The organism is Pseudomonas sp. 1L-B-1-E-C1 (assembly GCF_057291835.1).
The window spans coordinates 211287-229135 of record NZ_JBXAWN010000010.1 but is presented as its reverse complement, the minus strand read 5'-3'; the positions used below and the strand labels follow the sequence as shown (position 1 = coordinate 229135).

Below are 17849 nucleotides of genomic sequence, written 5' to 3'. Positions count from 1 at the left end.
CGGATGAACTCGGATGTTGTGAACATGAGCGATAACACTGTGACTCCAGCTGCCGCGACACCGGCGGCCAAACCTTCGCGGCGCTGGCCGCTGGTCGTGCTCGGCCTGTGCCTGGTGGCCGGTGTGGCGGGCGGTTTCGGCTGGCTGCTGCTCAAGCCCAAAGCGCCGCCGGCGACACTTGCCAGTGACAAGCTCGGCCTCGGCCGTCCAGACGCCTTGCTCGAAACTCGCTCGCTGAGCCAGTTGCCCAAGGATCTGCTGACGGTGCCGTTTCTCAAGGCCACGCTCACCGAGGATTTCGTCTTCTATTACGAAACTCACGCCGACCGCCTCGGCCTGATCGGCAGCCTGCGGCGGATCATCTACGAGCATGACCTGAAGTTGCAGGACAGCCTGATCGAGCAGCTTTTCGATCAACCGGCCGATGTTGCGCTGTGGCGTGGCGCCGATGGCCGCTTGAAGGATTTCCTGCTGGTGATGGATCGCGGCGGATTGGCCAAGCTGCTCGAGCCGCTGGCCAAAGTGGCGCTGGATGACGCCCAGCTCAGCGTCTTCGGCACTCTCAAAGTCGGCAGCGACGAAGTGCCGCTGTATCAGCTCAGCTACAACGCCAGTAAATCGCTGCTGTTCGCGTCCCGTGGCGACAAACTGGTAGTGCTGTCCAATCCGGCGAAGTATTACGAGCCGGAAAGCGGCGTCTCGGAAGAGTCCGGCCACGTTTCGGCGCCGGCGCTGGCGGCGTTGCTCAATGGCGAAAAGCTTTTTCCCGAAGCGTTCGGCCTGCCGGCGAAAACCCCGGAAACCAAGCAGCGTCTATCGGTCAACTCCAGCGTCCTCGCCATGGGCTATCAGCGCTTTATCCCGAACTTCGCCGGGTTGCGTTTCGACATGGACGACAAGGGCTGGCATAGCTATCTGGCCATGGATGAACTGGAAAACCAGCCGGACTTCGATTTCAAACCGGTCTGGCAAGCGATGCCGCTGGGGGCGAGCGCTTGCGTGACCCTGCCGGTGGCGGCCGAACCGCAGAAGCCGATCCTGATCAAACTCGGCGCCGACGAAGCGGTGGCGCAGACCCTTACCGAACACGTCGCAGGCGCGGCGGGCCTGTGCTGGTACGCCGACTCGCGGCTGTACACGCCGTTGCTGGTCGCCAGCCTCAAAGACGAAGACAGCAGCAAGCTTGATGGTGATTTGGGCAAACTGTTCGGTTCGATGGTTGGCGCGTTCGAAGCCAACGTCGCCGAGAAAGTATTCCCGGTGATCGACAAGCAGGAAGGCCAGAGCCATGTGTGGCAGCGTCAGGTCAGTTCCAGTTTCGGTCCGTACGCGGCGAAAACCGCTGAAAACCCGGAGGCGATTTCCGGCAAGGCGTTCATGAACGTCAGTCTCGCCCGTCATGGTTCGACGCTGCTGTTTTCCCTCGACGACAAACTCGTCGACAAAGCCCTCGGCACCCTCGACAAGCGCTTCCCGCCGATGGCCGACGTGTTGCCAAAAGACGTGCTGATGCCGATCTATTTTGGCCCGGACGCGATGGCGCAACTGATGCAGCGCGAAACCCTCGACAGCCTGCCGCAGGACATGGAGCCGGTGTTCTACAACGCTGCGCAAACCTACCTGATGCCGAAACTGCGCACCCTCGGCGGCTACGGCAAATATGCCCTGACCCTGCCCGAAGGCAGCGAGCCTGACGGCCACTGGCAATGGCTGCCGCTGGAATGGAAAGCGCTGTGACCGCACTGATCCGCAGCCTTGGCCTGCTCGCGATGCTGCTGAGTGCAGGCGCCCGCGCGGTTGAGGCGCCGACGCTCGACCCGGCGCAATCCCAGGTGTTTCGCGCCTGGTTTGTGCGTATTGCTCAAGAGCAATTGAGCAAAGGCCCGAGCCCGCGCTGGTATCAGCAAGACTGCGCCGGCCTGGTGCGCTTTGCCGCCAACGAAGCGCTGAAAGTCCACGATGACAAATGGCTGCGCAGCAATGGTCTGTCCAATCGCTATCTACCGCCGGAGCTGGCGCTGAGCGACGAGCAGCGCAAGCTCGCGCAACAGTGGCAGCAGGGCGGCGGCAAGGTCGGGCCGTACGTCAACGCGATCAAACTGATTCAGTTCAACAGCCACCTGGTCAGCCGCGATGTGTCGCAGGCCCGGCCCGGTGATCTGATGTTTTTCGATCAGGGCGACGACCAGCACCTGATGATCTGGATGGGCCGCTACATCGCCTATCACACCGGCACCACCACCCCCACTGACAACGGCATGCGTTCGGCAAGCCTGCAGCAACTCATGACATGGAAGGACACCCGATGGATACCCGACGCAGCCAACCCCAACTTCATCGGCGTCTATCGACTGAACTTTCTCTCCCAATGACCGGTGCCCGCATGTTGCGTATCTGTTCGCGAATTTCTCTGCTGTTGGCGTTGCTGCTGCAGTTGACCAGTGTCAACGCCGAAGACTCGGTCGAGCCGAGTAATTACACGCAAGTCGCAGGTGAGAGCTTCTTCCTGCTCGCCGACAGCAGTTTTGCCAGCGACGAGCAGGCGATGGTTCGTCTCGAAGCACCGGGTCGTGACTACCGGCGCTTTCGCATGGAGCCATACGGCGGCGCCGACATTCGCGTGTATCGCATCGACAAGCCGCTGGACTTCCTCAAGCGTCAGAAGAACCTGCACCGCGTCGTCAGTGACGGCCAGTTCAAGGGCGAGGGGCTGTCCAACACCCTCGCGTATCTGTGGGACAACTGGTATCGCAAATCCCGGCGGGTGATGCAGCGTGCGTTCTCTTACGAGTCGCGCAAACAGGTCACCGAAGAAGTGCCGGAGCTGAAGATGGGCGAGGCCATGGTTGCGCCGACGCCGTATGACGCGCAGCCGCAATTTGCGCTGATCCCGGGTCTGCCGGTGGTCAGCCAGTTCCGTTATCCGCTGTGGCAGGCCAAGCCAATTCAGCCGCCGGCCGGGGTCAATCTGGCCGGCTCGTCCAGCGACTTCGTCAGCGTCGCACCGGGCAACGTCTACATTCCGCTGGGTAATCTGAAGCCCGGGCTGTATCTGGTCGAAGCGTTGATCGGCAAGTACCGTGCGACCACCATGGTGTTCGTCTCCAACACCGTCGCGGTGAGCAAGATTGCCGGCGATGAACTGCTGGTCTGGGCCGCGCGCAAGCATGAAGGCAGCTCGGTGGCGAAGGTCAATGTGTTGTGGACCGACGGCCTCGGCGTGATGAGCAGCGGCGCCACCGATGCTGACGGTTTGCTGCGTCTGAAACACGTCAGCCCGGAGCGTTCGTTCGTTATCGGCGAGGACGAAGAGGGCGGCGTATTCGTCTCGGAAAACTTCTACTACGACAGCGAAATCTACGACACCAAACTTTATGCCTTTACCGACCGGCCGCTTTATCGTCCGGGGGACTGGGTGTCGCTGAAGATCGTCGGCCGCGAGTTCAAGAATGCACGGGACTCGGTGCTGCCGGGCGCGGCGGATGTCAGCGTCAGCGTGCTCGATGCCACGGGTACCGAACTGCAGACCCTCGACCTGAAACTGGATTCCAAGGCCGGAACCCAGGGCCGCTTCCAGTTGCCGGACAACGCCGTCGCCGGCGGCTACGAGATCCGTTTCAACTACAAGGATCAGGCCTACAGCAGCGCCTTCCGTGTGGCTGAATACATCAAACCGCACTTCGAAATCTCGCTGAATCTGGCCAAGCAGGACTACCGCACCGGTGAGCCGGTCAAAGGCAGTCTGGTGCTGCTCTACCCGGACGGTAAACCGGTGGCGAACGCCAAATTGAGCCTGAGCCTGCGCGCCCAGCAACTGTCGATGGTCGACAACGAGCTGCAATACCTCGGTCAATTCCCGGTGGAATTGACCAGCACCGAACTGACCACTGACAGCAAGGGCAACGCAACTCTCGACCTGCCAGCCGCCGACAAGCCCAGCCGCTATATGCTCACGGTGTTTGCCAGCGATGGTGCGGCGTATCGGGTCAAGACCACCAAGGAAATCCTCATCGACCGCGGCGCGGCAACTTTTCGCTTGAGCGCGCCGCAGCGTTTCAGCGCGGTCGGTGACAAGGTCGCGTTTACCTACGCCAACGAAGGCGGCACTGAGCAGAGCAAAGCAGTCACGCCGAGCAGCTACGCCTGGGTGCGCCTGGAAGACCAGAGCATCGGCGAAGGCAAACTCGCTGCAACCGACAAAGGTTTCAGCCTCGCTTTCGAGCGTCCGGGCACTTACAACCTGACGCTCAAGGATCAACACGGTCGCGTCCTCGGTGCCACCGGCCATTCGGTCACTGGCGACGGTGTCAAAGCGGTGCCGGGCACGGTGGAAATCGTCCTCGACAAGCCTGAGTACAAGGCGGGCGAAGAAGCGCTGGCGCTGATCACTTTTCCTGAGCCGGTCAGTGATGCACTGCTGTCGCTGGAGCGCGACAAGGTCGAAGCCACCGCGCTGCTGGCCAAGGGCGGTGACTGGCTGAAACTGGAAAAACTCAGCGACACCCAATACCGCGCGCGCATTGCGGTTAAGGAAAATTTTGCGCCGAACCTGACCTTCTCCGTGCTCTACACCAAGGGCGGTCAGTACAGCTTCCAGAACGCCGGGATCAAAGTGGTCGCGCCGCAAATCGACGTTGCGATCAGCACCGACAAAGCGGTGTACCTGCCGGGCGATACGGTCACGGTCGACCTGACCACGCAGTTCGCCGGCAAAGCCGTCCCGGCACACTTGACGGTCAGCGTGGTCGACGAAATGGTCTACGCGCTGCAACCGGAAGTCGCGCCGAGCATCGACCAGTTCTTCTATCACCCACGGCGCAACAACGTGCGCACCAGTGCCAGCCTGTCATTCATCAGCTATGACGTGGCGTTGCCGGGCAGCCCCGGCGCACCGGGCAAGGCCAACCGCAGCGAACGCGGCGTGAAAGTGCTGGAGCGTCCACGCCGTGAAGACGTTGATACTGCAGCGTGGCAACCGGAGCTGTTGACCGGCGCCGACGGCAAAACCCGTTTCACCTTCAAGATGCCGGACTCCCTGACCCGCTGGCGCATCACCGCCCGCGCCATCGCTGATGACGGTCAGGTCGGGCAGAGGAAGCAGTTTGTCCGTTCGGAAAAACCGCTGTACCTGAAGTGGAGCGGGCCGAGCAAATTCCGCAAGGGCGATCAGCCGCAACTGGGCGTGTTTGCGTTCAGTCAGGCGGAGAAACCGGTCAAGACCGAATTGGTCACGCACTATGCCGGCGCCGAACAGCGCATGCCGGTGACCCTGAACAGCGGCATCAATTATTTGCCGCTGCCGGCGTTTGCCCTGGCCTCTGGCGAGTGGACGGCGGAGCTGGTACAGGACGGCAAAGTCGCCGATGCGCTGGCGGTTCGACTGAGTGCAACCGGTGAAGGCTGGCAGGTCACCCAGACGCAAAGCCTCGATGTGGTCAGCGGTGACACTCCGTTGAGTTTACCCACCGATGCCACGGACATTCGCCTGCGTCTGGATGACAGCCCGCAAGCACTGTTCCGCTCAGCCCTCGACGACCTGCTCAGCTACCCGTACGGCGGCGTCGAGCAGACGGCCAGTCGCTTGCTGCCGCTGAGCATCGCTTATCCATCGCTGGCCTCGAACCCGCAGACTCGCGATCGCTTGCGTCTGATCATGCAGAACAGCCGTCTGCGTCTGGTGCAGATGGCCGGTCCTTCTGCGAGCTTCACCTGGTGGGGCTATGACGGCGAGCCGGATGCATTCCTTACCGCCTATGCCTATTACGCCGACTGGAATGCCAGCCGCGTACTCGATCTGACCCTGCCGCCGGAGCACTGGCAGCGCATACTTGAGGTTTACGCCAAGCAGGCACCGAACACGCCGTTGCTGCAACGGGCGCTGATTCTGTCGTTCGCCAAACAGATGCAGTTGCCAGTGAACACGCTGCTCAGCGGTCTGATCGAGGATCTGGCCAGGGCAGATGAAGGCGGTGCCGAAACCTTGCTCGACGACGGCCAGGACAGTCTGGTGATGAGCGATCCGGATTCGGCGCTGGGTCTGGCAGCGGCGCGGGTACTCACTGCATCGTTGGCCACGCAGGCGAAAGTTGCGTTGCCGGAGGCGTTCAATCGTCAACTGGGCGCAGCGCAACAGCGTCTGGCGGTCAGTTCGCAGCCATTTGTCGAAGCGTTGAACCTGTCGCTGCAACCTTTCGATCAGGCCCGTGCGACGGCGTTGCTGCAACGTCTGCTGCCGCAGCAATCGACGCTGGAACGTGCGCTTGCACTGACCTGGCTGCAACGCAGCATCGCCCAGGCGTCACCGACCATCGCGCTGATGCCCGGTGAAGGCTGGAAGAAAGACTACGGCGCCAGCGGCGAGATGTACTGGACATGGCAAGGCGCGACGCCACTGCCGAGCGTGCTGAGCGTGTCCGGCACGCAAGAGCGGCCGTTGCGTGCCGCGCTGAGCTTTCAGACTCAGCAGCCGCACATCGATCCGATGGCCGTGACCATCACCCGGCGCCTGTCGAGGCTGGTGCCGGGCGACGAAGCGTTCACCTTCAAACTCGAGCCGGTCGGTACTAAACCGTTGTCCAGCGACAGCCTGTACCTGGACGAGGTGATCCTCACCAGCAAGGCACCGAAACCGCTGCGCTACGGCATGCTTGAAGTGCCGCTGCCACCGGGCGCGGATGTCGAGCGTACGACGTGGGGCATCAAGTTGCAGGGCAAGGACGGCACCGAGCCGACCGCGCTGGAGAAGGCACGTTTCGAACCGGGTCAGTTGGCTTATGCGGTGCCGGTCGATGCGCTGAGTGGCGAATTGCGCCTGCGCCATCTGGTGCGCTTCTCGCAGAAAGGCCAGTTCAACCTGCCGCCGGTACGCTTCAAGCAAGTCTATGCGCCGCAGTATCAGGCCCAGGAAGCGAAAGCCGCCCTCGGTCAGGTCACGGTCAACTGACATGCGCCGGCCGCTGCTGTGGCTGTTGATGTGTTTGATGCCTGCGCTGGCGACAGCGCAGGACGAGCCATTGCGCGTGGCGTACAAGGGCGAGTTGTTGTCGCTGAGTCAGACGCAACTGATCGCCCGTGAACCGTTGCCGTCATCGCTGGATGCGCCGCTGGGCAGTCTGTGGAAATTGTTCGTCTACGCGTGGCTGGTGGACACCGGTGCGCGGGAACCGGCGTATGAATGTCGCGGGCAATCGAAGGAAGAGGTTTATTGCTGCGCGGCTGGCGGCAGGATCGAGCGGGATCAGGCCTTGGTGAAATCCTGCGGGTTGTATTTCGACCCCGCGCGGTTGGGCATTGCAGCGGCGACTTGGCGTGAGTATTGGCAGGCGCGGCAGGCGCCGTCATGGTTGCTGGATTTGCCAGCCGTGCAACCGGCAACAAGAGTCTCGATCGCTGAATTATTGGGTGTTCTGGCGTTGCTGCCAGCGCAGGATCAGCTGCGTCGCGTGTTGCTCGATGTCGTGCTGAACGCGGCGGACGGCAATGTAGTCGGCGAGTTGGGCGGGCGTTTGCGGGTGAAAACCTGGAGCTGGCTCGGCGACCAAGATGCGCAATCGCGACAAGGCGGATTCGCTGGCTGGACCACCGATGGCGCACCGATCTGGGCGGGCGGGCGCGGCACCAGTCAGATCGTCCTGCGTCACTACGGCCAAGCGTTGGCCAGCGTATTGCCGACGGCTTGGCCGGTGGACGCGGGGCGTTGCGTGGAAGTCAGGCTGTTCTCGAAATATCCAGTTTCCAAAGTTTTGTCCGGTGACCGTGTCGCCACGTCCGGGCCAATGCGCGGCGACTATCGCGTCGAATTTGCCAACGGCAACGCACTGGATATCCACAGCCACGGCGAACTATTTCTGCTCAATGACAAACTCGTCGCAAGGCTTGATCGCGAAGAATATGTCGCTCGCGTTCTTGAGCGCGAAGCCAGACCGGAACCTGCCGAAGCCGCCAAGGCGCTGGCCGTAGCGATCCGCACTTATCTGCTGCAAAACGCCACGCGCAACGGTGATTGCCTGAGCATCGATGACAGCAGCAATCGCCAGCGCGTCGCCCCGCGCCCAGCTTCTGCCGAGTCACGCAACATCGCGGTGTGGACGGCGGATCTGGTACTGGCCGGCAGCACCGTCACCTATCACTCCGACCAGCCCGGCCCGGACAAACTGGCCTGGCAGCAAGCCGTCGAGCAAGCGAACGCCGGCCAGCGCTACGACGCGATTCTGCTGCACGCCTATCCACGCGCCAGCCTCAGCCGCTGGGACAACCCGGTCGCCTCCTGCGAAGCATTACCCGCCGCGCAAGACTGGCTGCAAAAGCAGCGACGCGGCTGGCGTCCGAGGCTCGAAAGCGAAACCGGCTACAACGAAGTCAGCACTTTCGCCGTATGCAAACTCGCCTTCGGCCGGCCCTTCGTCGACCGCGAGCGTCAGCGCATTTATGTGCGCGGCGTGCTGAGCCTGCAGGATCGCCTCGACCTGACCCACGAATATCTGCACCTGGCTTTCGAAGCACATCCCAACGGCCAGGATGAAACCTACATCGAAGGGCTCGCCCGTCACCTTTTGCTGGAATAGACCATGACACTCCGTTATCCACAGGTCTTGCTGCTGCTCTGTGCCCTCAACGTGCTGCCGCAAGCATTCGCCGCCGATGGCGTCAAACTCGACACCCCGGTGGGCGGCTGGCGCAGCGGCGCACCGCAAGGCGAGGGCGAAAGCTTCCGCCAGACCGTCAACTACCCGGCCTCGTCGGTCAACACACCACTTGGCCAGGCCAACACCGCCAGAATCAGCGGCCAGATCAAAGCCGTGCCGAAGAACAACGAACCCGGCCGCCTGATCGTCAACGGCGTCAGCATGCCACTGAAAATCGACCCAACCGGCGGCTTCGATCGCCCCTTTTCCTTCCCCAACGGCAGCAACAGCGTCGAAGTCCGCAGCGCCGACGGCCAGCAACGCCACCGCACGCAATTCCTCAACGCCCGCGGCGGCGCCACCCCGGCCAAACTGCGCGTCCTGCTGGCCTGGGACAGCGACGGCACCGACCTTGACCTGCACCTGATCACCCCCGACGGCGCCCATATCTGGTACGGCAATCGCACTGCCGCCAATGGCGCCGCCCTCGATGTCGACGTCACCACCGGCTACGGCCCGGAAATCGCCGCCATGCCCGCGCCGATCAAGGGGCAATATCTGGTCTATGTGAATTATTACGGCGGCGGCTATCGCGGGGATGACGAGGGCGGGGATGAAGCAGTGCAGGCGCTGACGACCGCGCAGGTGACGGTGATTACTGAAGAAGGCACGCCGAGCGAGAAGATGGAAACGTTTGTAGTGCCGATGCGGACGGCGGGGGAATTGACGTTGGTGAAGTCGTTCAGTTATCCGTGAGGGGAATTTGTCCAACAAGTCGTTGGACAATTCAGGGGCTGTAGCGGGGCGCTCAATTCATATTCAGGCCCGACTTACAGATCAGCCAGACTGACCTGCATTCGCTGAGGAGCGGCGAGGCGCTCGTGAACGATGGCGGCAAGTTCGTCATCCTCTTCACTGGCCAACTTGTCTTCGGCAGGCAGCTCGCCTAGTTCGGCGGCGCGCTTCAGCGCGTCCTCAACGAGGGATGAGATTCTGGGCATTATGTTCCCTGCGATATTTGGCGGGGCGGTAACCAGTGCATTGGGCGCTATGCAAGCGGGAAATGCAATTTCAGCAATGGATATGCTTTGTTGCAGGCATTAAAAAGCCGGCTTGTGGCCGGCTTCTCGGGGACTGGCTTGGTTTATTTTTGGTAAACCGCGCCAGCCTTCAAAACGTACATCCGGATCTGCGTCCGGCTGTGGGACTTGGTCAGACGTTGGTCTGCCGCGTCGGGCGTCATCCGAGCCGCTGGGCGGGTCGATGCGCGAATGTGGGGCGCAGGATACTGAGTTTTGCTTTGGATTCCCAGCCTCGAGTGCGGTTTAGAGCGACTGAAGCGGTACAAATCAGGGATGTGTACCGGTTATCAGGGCCCTCTTCGCGAGCAGGCTCGCTCCCACAGGTGCTGCGTAAAAATCGAGATCGGCGCACGCATCACAGAAACGGCACCACCGGCCTGCGCTTGCCCAGTGTGGACCACCAGAATACCCAGCCCAGAATGTGAATCCGCTGCTCCTCGATCTGCGCCGGCCGGAAAACCTCGTCGGGGTATTCGGCGCTGTTGTGGCTGCGCATGCGCAGGCCGTTGCCGGGCATGCGGTGCAGGTATTTGATGCGCAGCATGCCGTCGTGCTCCACGGCGTAGATCTCGCCGTCGACGACCTGAGTCAGGCCGCGATCGATGGCGACGATGGAGCCGTCTTCGATGCGTTCGGCCATGCTGTTGCCGATCATGTGCGCGCAAATCGCGTTAGCGTGCTGTATGTCGAGTTGATCGAGGTGGGCGCGGGGCAGGCGCAGGGATTGGTCGGGGTCGAGGATGACGTGGGTTTTGCCATCGCCGTTGGCAATCGGGGTTTCCTTGAAGAAAGCCAGGTCGATGTCGCTGGGGTTGATGACGGTGTAGACGCCGCAGATGGACTGGGCATCGAACGTGTCGCCATTGCTGGCGGGTGGGTGCAGGCGCGGGACCTCCTTGACGCCTTCCCCGGTTTTCAGCCATTCACTATTGACCGACAACAGGCGTGAGACTTCTTCCATGCGATACGCCGGGACGCCCCGGGTGTACCAGTTATGAACGTTTTGGGCTTCCGTGCCCCAGAACCTTGCGAAATCCGTGGTGCTGATGTTCGCTGCTTCCAGGAGTGCCTTGAATCGTGGACCGCTAGTGTTCTTTCTCATAAACACGGAGTCTACGGCCGGACTAGAGCGGTTTGAATAAACCGGGCGTTCAAAAAAAGCCTGTATTTTGCGACGGGATGTAAGACGCGCTTGTGGGAAATTAAACAGATTAAAACTGCATGTAGGAATTTAAACGGTTTGTTTAGTCGGGCTTTTTCAAGAGCCCCTCACCCCAGCCCTCTCCCGGAGGGAGAGGGGGCCGGCCAGGGTGTATTTCGAGTTACATCGACTTGAAGAGCCGAGTCGATTATGCAGACGCCAATAACAAAAAACCCCGGAAGTCCGGGGTTTTTTCCAAGCTTCACGCAAAGCGCAATGGCTTAGCCCTTGTAGGCGGCAACCGACTTGGTGATCGCTTCGCGGGCGGCGTCTGCGCCCGCCCAGCCTTCGATCTTGACCCATTTGCCTTTTTCGAGATCTTTGTAGTTCGCGAAGAAGTGCTCGATCTGCTGGATCAGCAGGGGTGGCAGGTCAGTGTATTCCTTCACGTCGACGTACAGCTGCGACAGCTTGTCGTGTGGCACGGCGATGACTTTGGCATCGCCGCCGCCGTCGTCGGTCATGTTCAGGATGCCGACCGGACGCGCGCGGATTACCGAGCCTGGCGCTACCGGGTAAGGAGTCACGACCAGCACGTCGAGGGGATCACCGTCGTCGGCCAGGGTGTTCGGGATGTAACCGTAGTTGGCCGGGTAGAACATTGGGGTGGCCATGAAACGGTCAACGAACAGGCAATCGCTGTCTTTGTCGATTTCGTATTTGATCGGCGCGTGGTTGGCCGGGATCTCGATCGCGACGTAGATGTCGTTCGGCAGGTCTTTGCCAGCCGGAATCTTGCTGTAGCTCATTGGGCGTTGCCCCCGTAGTTGACCAAAAACACTTGGCCGGATTGACCAAAAAGTGGCGGCGATTATAGGCACATTCCTACGTCGACGCCACGTACCAGAAGTCGTGCAGAGCTTAGTCGTGCGCCTGATAGACCGGGTCTGTGGCCTGAAGTTGCCGCAGTCTGCCCAACGGATCCTGCCGGTAGAAAAGCTGCAGTTGCAAGTAGACCTGTGGATAAGCCTCGTGCAGCAGATCCGGGGCGCTGAAGAAGTATTCGCTGGTGACGGCGAAGAACTCCGCCGGGTTCTCGGCGGCGTAGGGGTCGATGGCGGTTTCGGCGTCGGGATCGTGGTCGAGCTGGCGGTTGAGGTCGTCGTAGGCGGCCTGCATTACCGCAGCCCAATCGCCGACGCGCATGTCCGCGTGCAGCGGTGGCAGGCCATTGGCATCGCCGTTGAGCATGTCGAGCTTGTGCGCCAGTTCGTGGATCACCAGGTTGTAGCCTTCCCAGCCACCGCTGGCCTGTACGCCGGGCCAGGCGAGAATCACCGGCCCCTGCTGCCACGCCTCACCGCTGTGTTCGCCGTCCCACTCGTGTTCGACGCCGCTGGCATCGCGATGGCGTTGCGGGCTGAGGAAATCATCGGGGTACAGGACGATTTCGTGAAAACCCTGATACCAGTTCAGTTCACCGAGATGCAGCAGCGGCAATTGCGCCTGGGCGGCGAGCAGCAGGCGTTGCTCCTGATGCAGTTCGACACCGGGCAGGGCGGTCAGGCGTTTGTCGTCGAGAAACAGCACGCAGGCTTCGCGCAACCACTGGTCTTCAGCAGCGCTGATGCCGTCGAGAAAGGAGAGCTGATGGCGCACCCGTTGCCACAGGTCGTCGGCAATCGGGTGTTTCGCCAGAATGCGCCGGCGACGCCAGGCGCTCAGTGACCACATCGGATCAGTGCGATTGCACTTTGGTGCCGCCGAAACGGCTGCGCACCACGCCGATGATCATCGGCACCAGCGACAGCAGGATGATTGCCACCACCAGCAACGACAGGTTTTTCTTGATGAACGGCACGTTGCCAAAGAAGTAACCCAGGGTGACCAGACCACCAACCCAGAGGACGGTGCCAAGCACGCTGAAGCCGAAGAAGCGCGGGTACGGCATCCGCGCCACACCGGCGACGAACGGCGCGAAGGTGCGGATGATCGGCAGGAAACGCGCCATGGTCACGGTCTTGCCGCCGTGCTTGTCGTAGAAGTCGTGGGTCTTTTGCAGGTAATCGCGACGGAAGATTTTCGAATTGGGGTTGCTGAACAGCTTCTCCCCGGCCGTGCGTCCGATCACATAGTTGGTGCTGTCGCCCATGATCGCCGCCAGCATCAGCAGGCCGCCGAGCAGCACCGGATCCATGCCACCGCCGGCCGCCACCGCGCCAGCGATGAACAGCAGCGAGTCACCCGGCAGGAACGGCATCACCACCAGGCCGGTTTCACAGAAGATCACCAGAAACAGGATGGCGTAGATCCATGGCCCATAGTTGTTCACCAGCAAATCGAGGTACACATCGAGATGCAGGATAAGGTCGAGCGGGTTGAAATCCATGGGGGCACCTGTATGACGGCCCGACTCGGCAGGCCTGTGCGGATGACTTCGTGTAAGCCTACAGCGGGGTGTAGTTTTTCTTACAAGCCGGAAAGATCGGGATTATACGGTCTGACCGCCGAAAAGCGCGTCGGTTTTGTAGCGGGGAGTGTCGCGAAGTGAGCAATTGTCAGGAAGCAGTTTGCCGTGACGAGGGAGCGCACTCCCTCATCACTGAAGCTTGCAGTCAGAGCTCTTCGCTGATCGGCAGCACGTAGTTCTTGAACTCGGTGTCTTCCTTGAAACCGATCGATTCGTAGGTTTTCTGTGCCACTTCGTTGTTTGCGCTGGTGGACACACGCATGCGCACAGCCTGGGTTTCCTTGGCCATTTTCTTTGCGGTGCGGATCAGGTTGTCCGCGACCAGCTGCCGCCGCGCATCTTCGGCGACGTAGATATCGTTGAGGATCCACACGCGCTTGAGCGACAACGAAGAGAAGCTCGGATAGAGCTGGCAGAAGCCCATGAGCTTCCTGTCGTCATCGTCGGCCAGCGCCAGATAGATCACCGACTCTTTGCGACGCAGGCGTTTTTCGAGAAACGCCCGGGAGGAATCCGGGTAAGGCAGGGAGCCGTAGAACTCGCGATATTTGACGAACAAAGGAGTCAGCAAATCCAGATGTTCGAGGGTCGCTTGAATAATCCGCATGATAGGTCTCGTCTTCAAGTGGCTGTCTTCAACTGCTCTGACGGCGATGGGAAACCCGGGCGGCCGTGCGTCGATCCTGCCTGAAAGCAGCGCAGAATGGCAATGCGGAAACGGTTCAGGCTGGGGGCGGATCGAGTAGGAAATTGCCTTTCATGTCGACAGCGTCGTCCGACTCCAATGTGTGAAGCTGAGCTTCGTCCTTCAGATTGACCCCCGACAGCTGCCGACGGCAGGCTTCACGCATCAGATACAGCAAACGATGCGCCGCCATTCCGTAGCTCAAGCCTTCCAGCCGTACATTGGAAATGCAATTGCGATAGGCGTCAGTCAGGCCGACCTTCGGCGCGTAGGTGAAATACAGCCCAAGGCTGTCCGGCGAACTCAAACCGGGACGCTCGCCGATCAGCATCACCACCATTTTCGCCCCGAGCAGTTGGCCGATTTCGTCACCGATGGCCACGCGCCCCTGTTCGACCAGCACCACCGGCGCCACGGACCAGCCGTCGCCGCTCATCTGCTCTTCCAGGCGCGTCAGAAATGGCAGCGTATGCCGATGCACCGCCAATGCCGACAGGCCATCAGCGACCACGATCACCAGATCGATCCCGCCTTGATGTGCGCTGGCGTAATCGCGCAAGGTCTGCGCCGATTCATCGCTGAGCTTGCGCCCCAGGTCCGGGCGTTGCAGGTAGTTGTGCCGATCCGGCGCGGCACTGTGCAGCAGCAGCGTTTCCCGGCCGCGCTCGCTGAGCTGGCTGCTGATCTCGCCATGATCGAAGGCCAGATGCACGGCATCGCGGGCCTGCGCGTGGGCAAACTGAAAATCCAGCTGCGCCCGCGTCGGCAGGCTGGTGCCGGTGCGGCCCAGGGCAATCCGCGCCGGGGTCAGGCGGCGCAGTTCCAGCCACGGGTTTTGCGGATCGACCGGTGGTTTTTCCATAAGACTCATCCCAAGTGCGCCAAGGCCTGGCGGAAGGCCGGCGGCAGGTTGTTGCCGAAGCGAACCTTGCCGTCCGCCTGGGTGAAGATGCCCATGTTGGCCAGCCATTGCTCGAACTCCGGCGCCGGTTTCAGGCCCAGGGTCTGGCGGGCGTACAAGGCGTCATGAAACGAAGTGGTCTGGTAATTGAGCATGATGTCATCGGAGCCGGGGATGCCCATGATGAAGTTGATCCCGGCGACGCCGAGCAACGTCAGCAGAGTGTCCATGTCGTCCTGATCGGCTTCGGCGTGGTTGGTGTAGCAGATGTCGCAGCCCATCGGCACGCCGAGCAACTTGCCACAGAAATGATCTTCAAGGCCGGCGCGGATGATCTGCTTGCCGTTGTAGAGGTATTCCGGGCCGATAAATCCTACGACGGTGTTCACCAGAAATGGCTTGAAATGTCGCGCCACGGCGTAGGCCCTTGTCTCGCAAGTCTGTTGATCGACGCCGTGGTGGGCGTTGGCCGACAGCGCGCTGCCTTGACCGGTTTCGAAATACATCAGGTTCTGCCCGAGGGTGCCGCGCTTGAGACTGAGCCCGGCGTCGTAGCCTTCCTGCAACACGTTGAGGTTGATGCCGAAACTGGCATTGGCGGCCTCGGTACCGGCAATCGACTGGAACACCAGATCCAGCGGCACGCCACGGTTGATCGCCTCGATCGAAGTGGTGACGTGGGTCAGCACGCAGGCCTGGGTCGGGATGTCGTAGCGCTGGATGATCGCGTCGAGCATCTCCAGCATCGCGCAGATCGAAGCGATGCTGTCGGTGGCCGGGTTGACGCCGATCATCGCATCGCCGTTGCCGTAGAGCAGGCCGTCGAGAATGCTCGCGGCGATGCCGGACGGCTCGTCAGTCGGGTGGTTGGGTTGCAGACGGGTCGACAAGCGCCCGCGCAAACCGAGGGTGCCGCGAAATTTTGTCACCACGCGGATTTTCTGCGCGACCAGCACCAGATCCTGCACGCGCATGATTTTCGACACGGCGGCGACCATTTCCGGGGTCAGGCCGGGGGCGAGGTCGCGCAAACTGGTTTCGTCCGCTGCGTCACTGAGCAGCCAGTCGCGAAAGCCGCCGACGGTGAGATGGCTGACCACGGCGAAGGCTTGTTTGTCGTGGGTGTCGATGATCAGCCGGGTGACTTCATCGGACTCATAGGGGATCAGCGCTTCCTGCAGGAAGTGCGTGAGCGGGATGTCCGCCAGGGCCATTTGCGCGGCCACCCGTTCGCCGTCGTTGAGCGCCGCGATCTCGGCGAGAAAGTCTCCCGAGCGTGCCGGGCTGGCCTTGGCCATGACGTCTTTGAGGCTGTCGAAGCGGTAGGTCTGCGCGGCGACCGTGTGAGCAAAACTGGCCATTCAGCGTTCTCCGTGACGGCGCAGAACAGCTCTGCGCCGTGGTTTTCGACAATCAGTGCAAGGCTTGTTCAGCTTTTTGAATCGCCGCGAATTCTTCTTCCGGCGTGCCTGCTACCAAGTGATGCCGACTGTAGAAAGCAAAGTAAGCAATTAACACTCCATAGATGATCGCCGCGCCGATCACCACCCGTGGATCGACGAGGAACCCCGCCACCACGGCGATGCAGGCCAGCACCAGCGCCACACCGGATGTGAAAATGCCGCCCGGCGTGCGGTACGGCCGGTCCATTTTGGGGCGACGAATGCGCAGGGTAATGTGCGCGGCCATCATCAGCACATAGGAAATGGTAGCGCCGAATACCGCGACCAGAATCAGCAAGTCGCCCTGACCGGTCAGCGACAGACCGAAGCCGATGATCCCGGGAATCACCAGCGCCAGCACCGGCGCCTTGCTCTTGTTGGTCTGCGACAGTTTGCGCGGCAGGTAACCGGCCCGCGACAGCGCGAAGATCTGCCGCGAGTAGGCGTAGATGATCGAGAAGAAACTGGCGATCAGCCCGGCCAGACCGACAAGGTTGACGAAGCTGCCCATCCAGGTCGAGCCGCCGTAGGCCTTGCTCAGCGCTTCGACCAGCGGGTTGCCGGAGGTCAGCAACGAGTTGGCGCCCGCGCCGCCGGGGCCGACGATCAGGATCAGCAGAGCGAACATCAGCAAAACCAGCATCGCCCCGATCAGACCGCGCGGCAGGTCGCGCTTGGGATTTTTGGTTTCTTCGGCGGCCAGCGGTACGCCTTCGACAGCGAGGAAAAACCAGATCGCATAGGGAATCGCCGCCCATACGCCGACGTAGCCGAACGGCAGGAATGGACTGGCACCGACCGCAGTGGTCACCGGGATGTCGAGCAGATTGGCGACGTCGAAATGCGGCACCATCGCCACCAGAAACACCCCCAGCGCCAACGCGGCGACGGCGGTGATGATGAACATCAGCTTGAGCGCTTCGCCCACCCCGAAAATATGGATGGCGATGAAGATGATGTAGAACGCCAGATAAATCACCCAGCCGCCAATGCCGAACAACGACTCGCAGTAGGCACCGATAAATACCGCGATGGCGGCGGGGGCGATGGCGTACTCGATGAGGATCGCCGTGCCGGTAAGAAACCCGCCCCACGGTCCGAACGCGCTGCGGGCGAAACCGTAGCCGCCGCCGGCAGTGGGGATCATCGACGACAGCTCGGCCAGGGAAAAGCACATGCACAGGTACATGGTCGCCATCAACAGCGTGGCGAGAAACATACCGCCCCAGCCACCTTGGGCAAGGCCGAAGTTCCAGCCGGCGTAGTCGCCGGAAATCACGTAGGCAACGCCGAGGCCGACCAACAGGACCCAGCCGGCGGCGCCTTTTTTCAGTTCGCGTTGTTGGAAATAGTCGGAGCCGACTTTTTCGAAGTCGACGGAGGAGGTTGCCGGTTGCGGATTTACGTGATCGCTTGGCATAAGCAGTTACCTGTTTTTATTGTTTTTGGCCCGGTGAAGGCGGGCGTGCTGATGGAGCGGTAAGTCAGCTAAAGCTTTGCTGGA

Annotated in this window: 14 protein-coding genes; 5 read left to right on the top strand and 9 right to left on the bottom strand. The window is 61.3% G+C overall.

The window, feature by feature from the left end:
- The first annotated feature begins 24 nt into the window (after positions 1 to 24).
- The 5 genes from AC0Z4S_RS18900 to AC0Z4S_RS18880 are packed head-to-tail and all read left to right on the top strand — an operon-like array spanning position 25 to position 9380.
- Complete coding sequence (locus AC0Z4S_RS18900) at positions 25 to 1737, top strand: DUF2138 domain-containing protein (RefSeq protein ID WP_485624148.1); 1713 nt, start codon at positions 25 to 27, stop codon at positions 1735 to 1737.
- Positions 1722 to 2372, top strand: coding sequence for a DUF1175 domain-containing protein (locus tag AC0Z4S_RS18895; RefSeq protein ID WP_485624214.1), 651 nt, complete (start codon positions 1722 to 1724; stop codon positions 2370 to 2372). The genes AC0Z4S_RS18900 and AC0Z4S_RS18895 overlap by 16 nt, the downstream gene beginning before the upstream one ends.
- Positions 2369 to 6943 carry an alpha-2-macroglobulin family protein gene (locus AC0Z4S_RS18890; protein WP_485624147.1) on the top strand — a complete coding sequence of 1525 codons (4575 nt, stop codon included), beginning with the start codon at positions 2369 to 2371 and terminating at the stop codon, positions 6941 to 6943. The genes AC0Z4S_RS18895 and AC0Z4S_RS18890 overlap by 4 nt, the downstream gene beginning before the upstream one ends.
- Position 6944: 1 nt before the next feature.
- Positions 6945 to 8564: a DUF2300 domain-containing protein gene (locus AC0Z4S_RS18885; RefSeq protein WP_485624146.1), complete on the top strand. Its 1620-nt coding sequence runs from the start codon at positions 6945 to 6947 to the stop codon at positions 8562 to 8564.
- Positions 8565 to 8567: 3 nt separating this feature from the next.
- The gene (locus tag AC0Z4S_RS18880) at positions 8568 to 9380 is read left to right on the top strand and encodes a YfaP family protein (protein ID WP_485624144.1); all 813 of its coding nucleotides are present in this window, start codon (positions 8568 to 8570) and stop codon (positions 9378 to 9380) included.
- A gap of 74 nt (positions 9381 to 9454) precedes the next feature.
- Here the strand turns inward: AC0Z4S_RS18880 and AC0Z4S_RS18875 are convergent, their stop codons facing one another.
- From AC0Z4S_RS18875 to eat, 9 genes are all read right to left on the bottom strand, one after another.
- The gene (locus AC0Z4S_RS18875) at positions 9455 to 9625 is read right to left on the bottom strand and encodes a hypothetical protein (RefSeq protein ID WP_485624143.1); all 171 of its coding nucleotides are present in this window, start codon (positions 9623 to 9625) and stop codon (positions 9455 to 9457) included.
- Between the two features lie 436 nt (positions 9626 to 10061).
- The gene (locus AC0Z4S_RS18870) at positions 10062 to 10808 is read right to left on the bottom strand and encodes a S24 family peptidase (protein WP_471878779.1); all 747 of its coding nucleotides are present in this window, start codon (positions 10806 to 10808) and stop codon (positions 10062 to 10064) included.
- Between the two features lie 320 nt (positions 10809 to 11128).
- Entirely contained in the window at positions 11129 to 11656 is a 528-nt protein-coding gene (gene ppa / locus AC0Z4S_RS18865; RefSeq protein WP_003205933.1) for an inorganic diphosphatase, read from the bottom strand.
- 112 nt (positions 11657 to 11768) lie between these two features.
- A complete protein-coding gene (locus AC0Z4S_RS18860) occupies positions 11769 to 12581 on the bottom strand; it encodes a M90 family metallopeptidase (RefSeq protein WP_485624142.1) in 813 nt (270 codons plus the stop codon).
- 4 nt (positions 12582 to 12585) lie between these two features.
- Positions 12586 to 13236 carry a DedA family protein gene (locus AC0Z4S_RS18855; protein WP_253496188.1) on the bottom strand — a complete coding sequence of 217 codons (651 nt, stop codon included), beginning with the start codon at positions 13234 to 13236 and terminating at the stop codon, positions 12586 to 12588.
- A 226-nt stretch (positions 13237 to 13462) separates the two neighbouring features.
- The gene (locus AC0Z4S_RS18850; protein ID WP_485624141.1) at positions 13463 to 13924 is read right to left on the bottom strand and encodes a GNAT family N-acetyltransferase; all 462 of its coding nucleotides are present in this window, start codon (positions 13922 to 13924) and stop codon (positions 13463 to 13465) included.
- A gap of 115 nt (positions 13925 to 14039) precedes the next feature.
- Positions 14040 to 14864, bottom strand: a complete 825-nt coding sequence (gene eutC, locus AC0Z4S_RS18845; RefSeq protein WP_485624140.1) for an ethanolamine ammonia-lyase subunit EutC — start codon at positions 14862 to 14864, stop codon at positions 14040 to 14042.
- Between the two features lie 5 nt (positions 14865 to 14869).
- Complete coding sequence (locus AC0Z4S_RS18840; RefSeq protein ID WP_485624139.1) at positions 14870 to 16264, bottom strand: ethanolamine ammonia-lyase subunit EutB; 1395 nt, start codon at positions 16262 to 16264, stop codon at positions 14870 to 14872.
- 52 nt (positions 16265 to 16316) lie between these two features.
- Positions 16317 to 17765: an ethanolamine permease gene (gene eat, locus AC0Z4S_RS18835; RefSeq protein ID WP_485624138.1), complete on the bottom strand. Its 1449-nt coding sequence runs from the start codon at positions 17763 to 17765 to the stop codon at positions 16317 to 16319.
- Positions 17766 to 17849 lie beyond the last annotated feature (84 nt).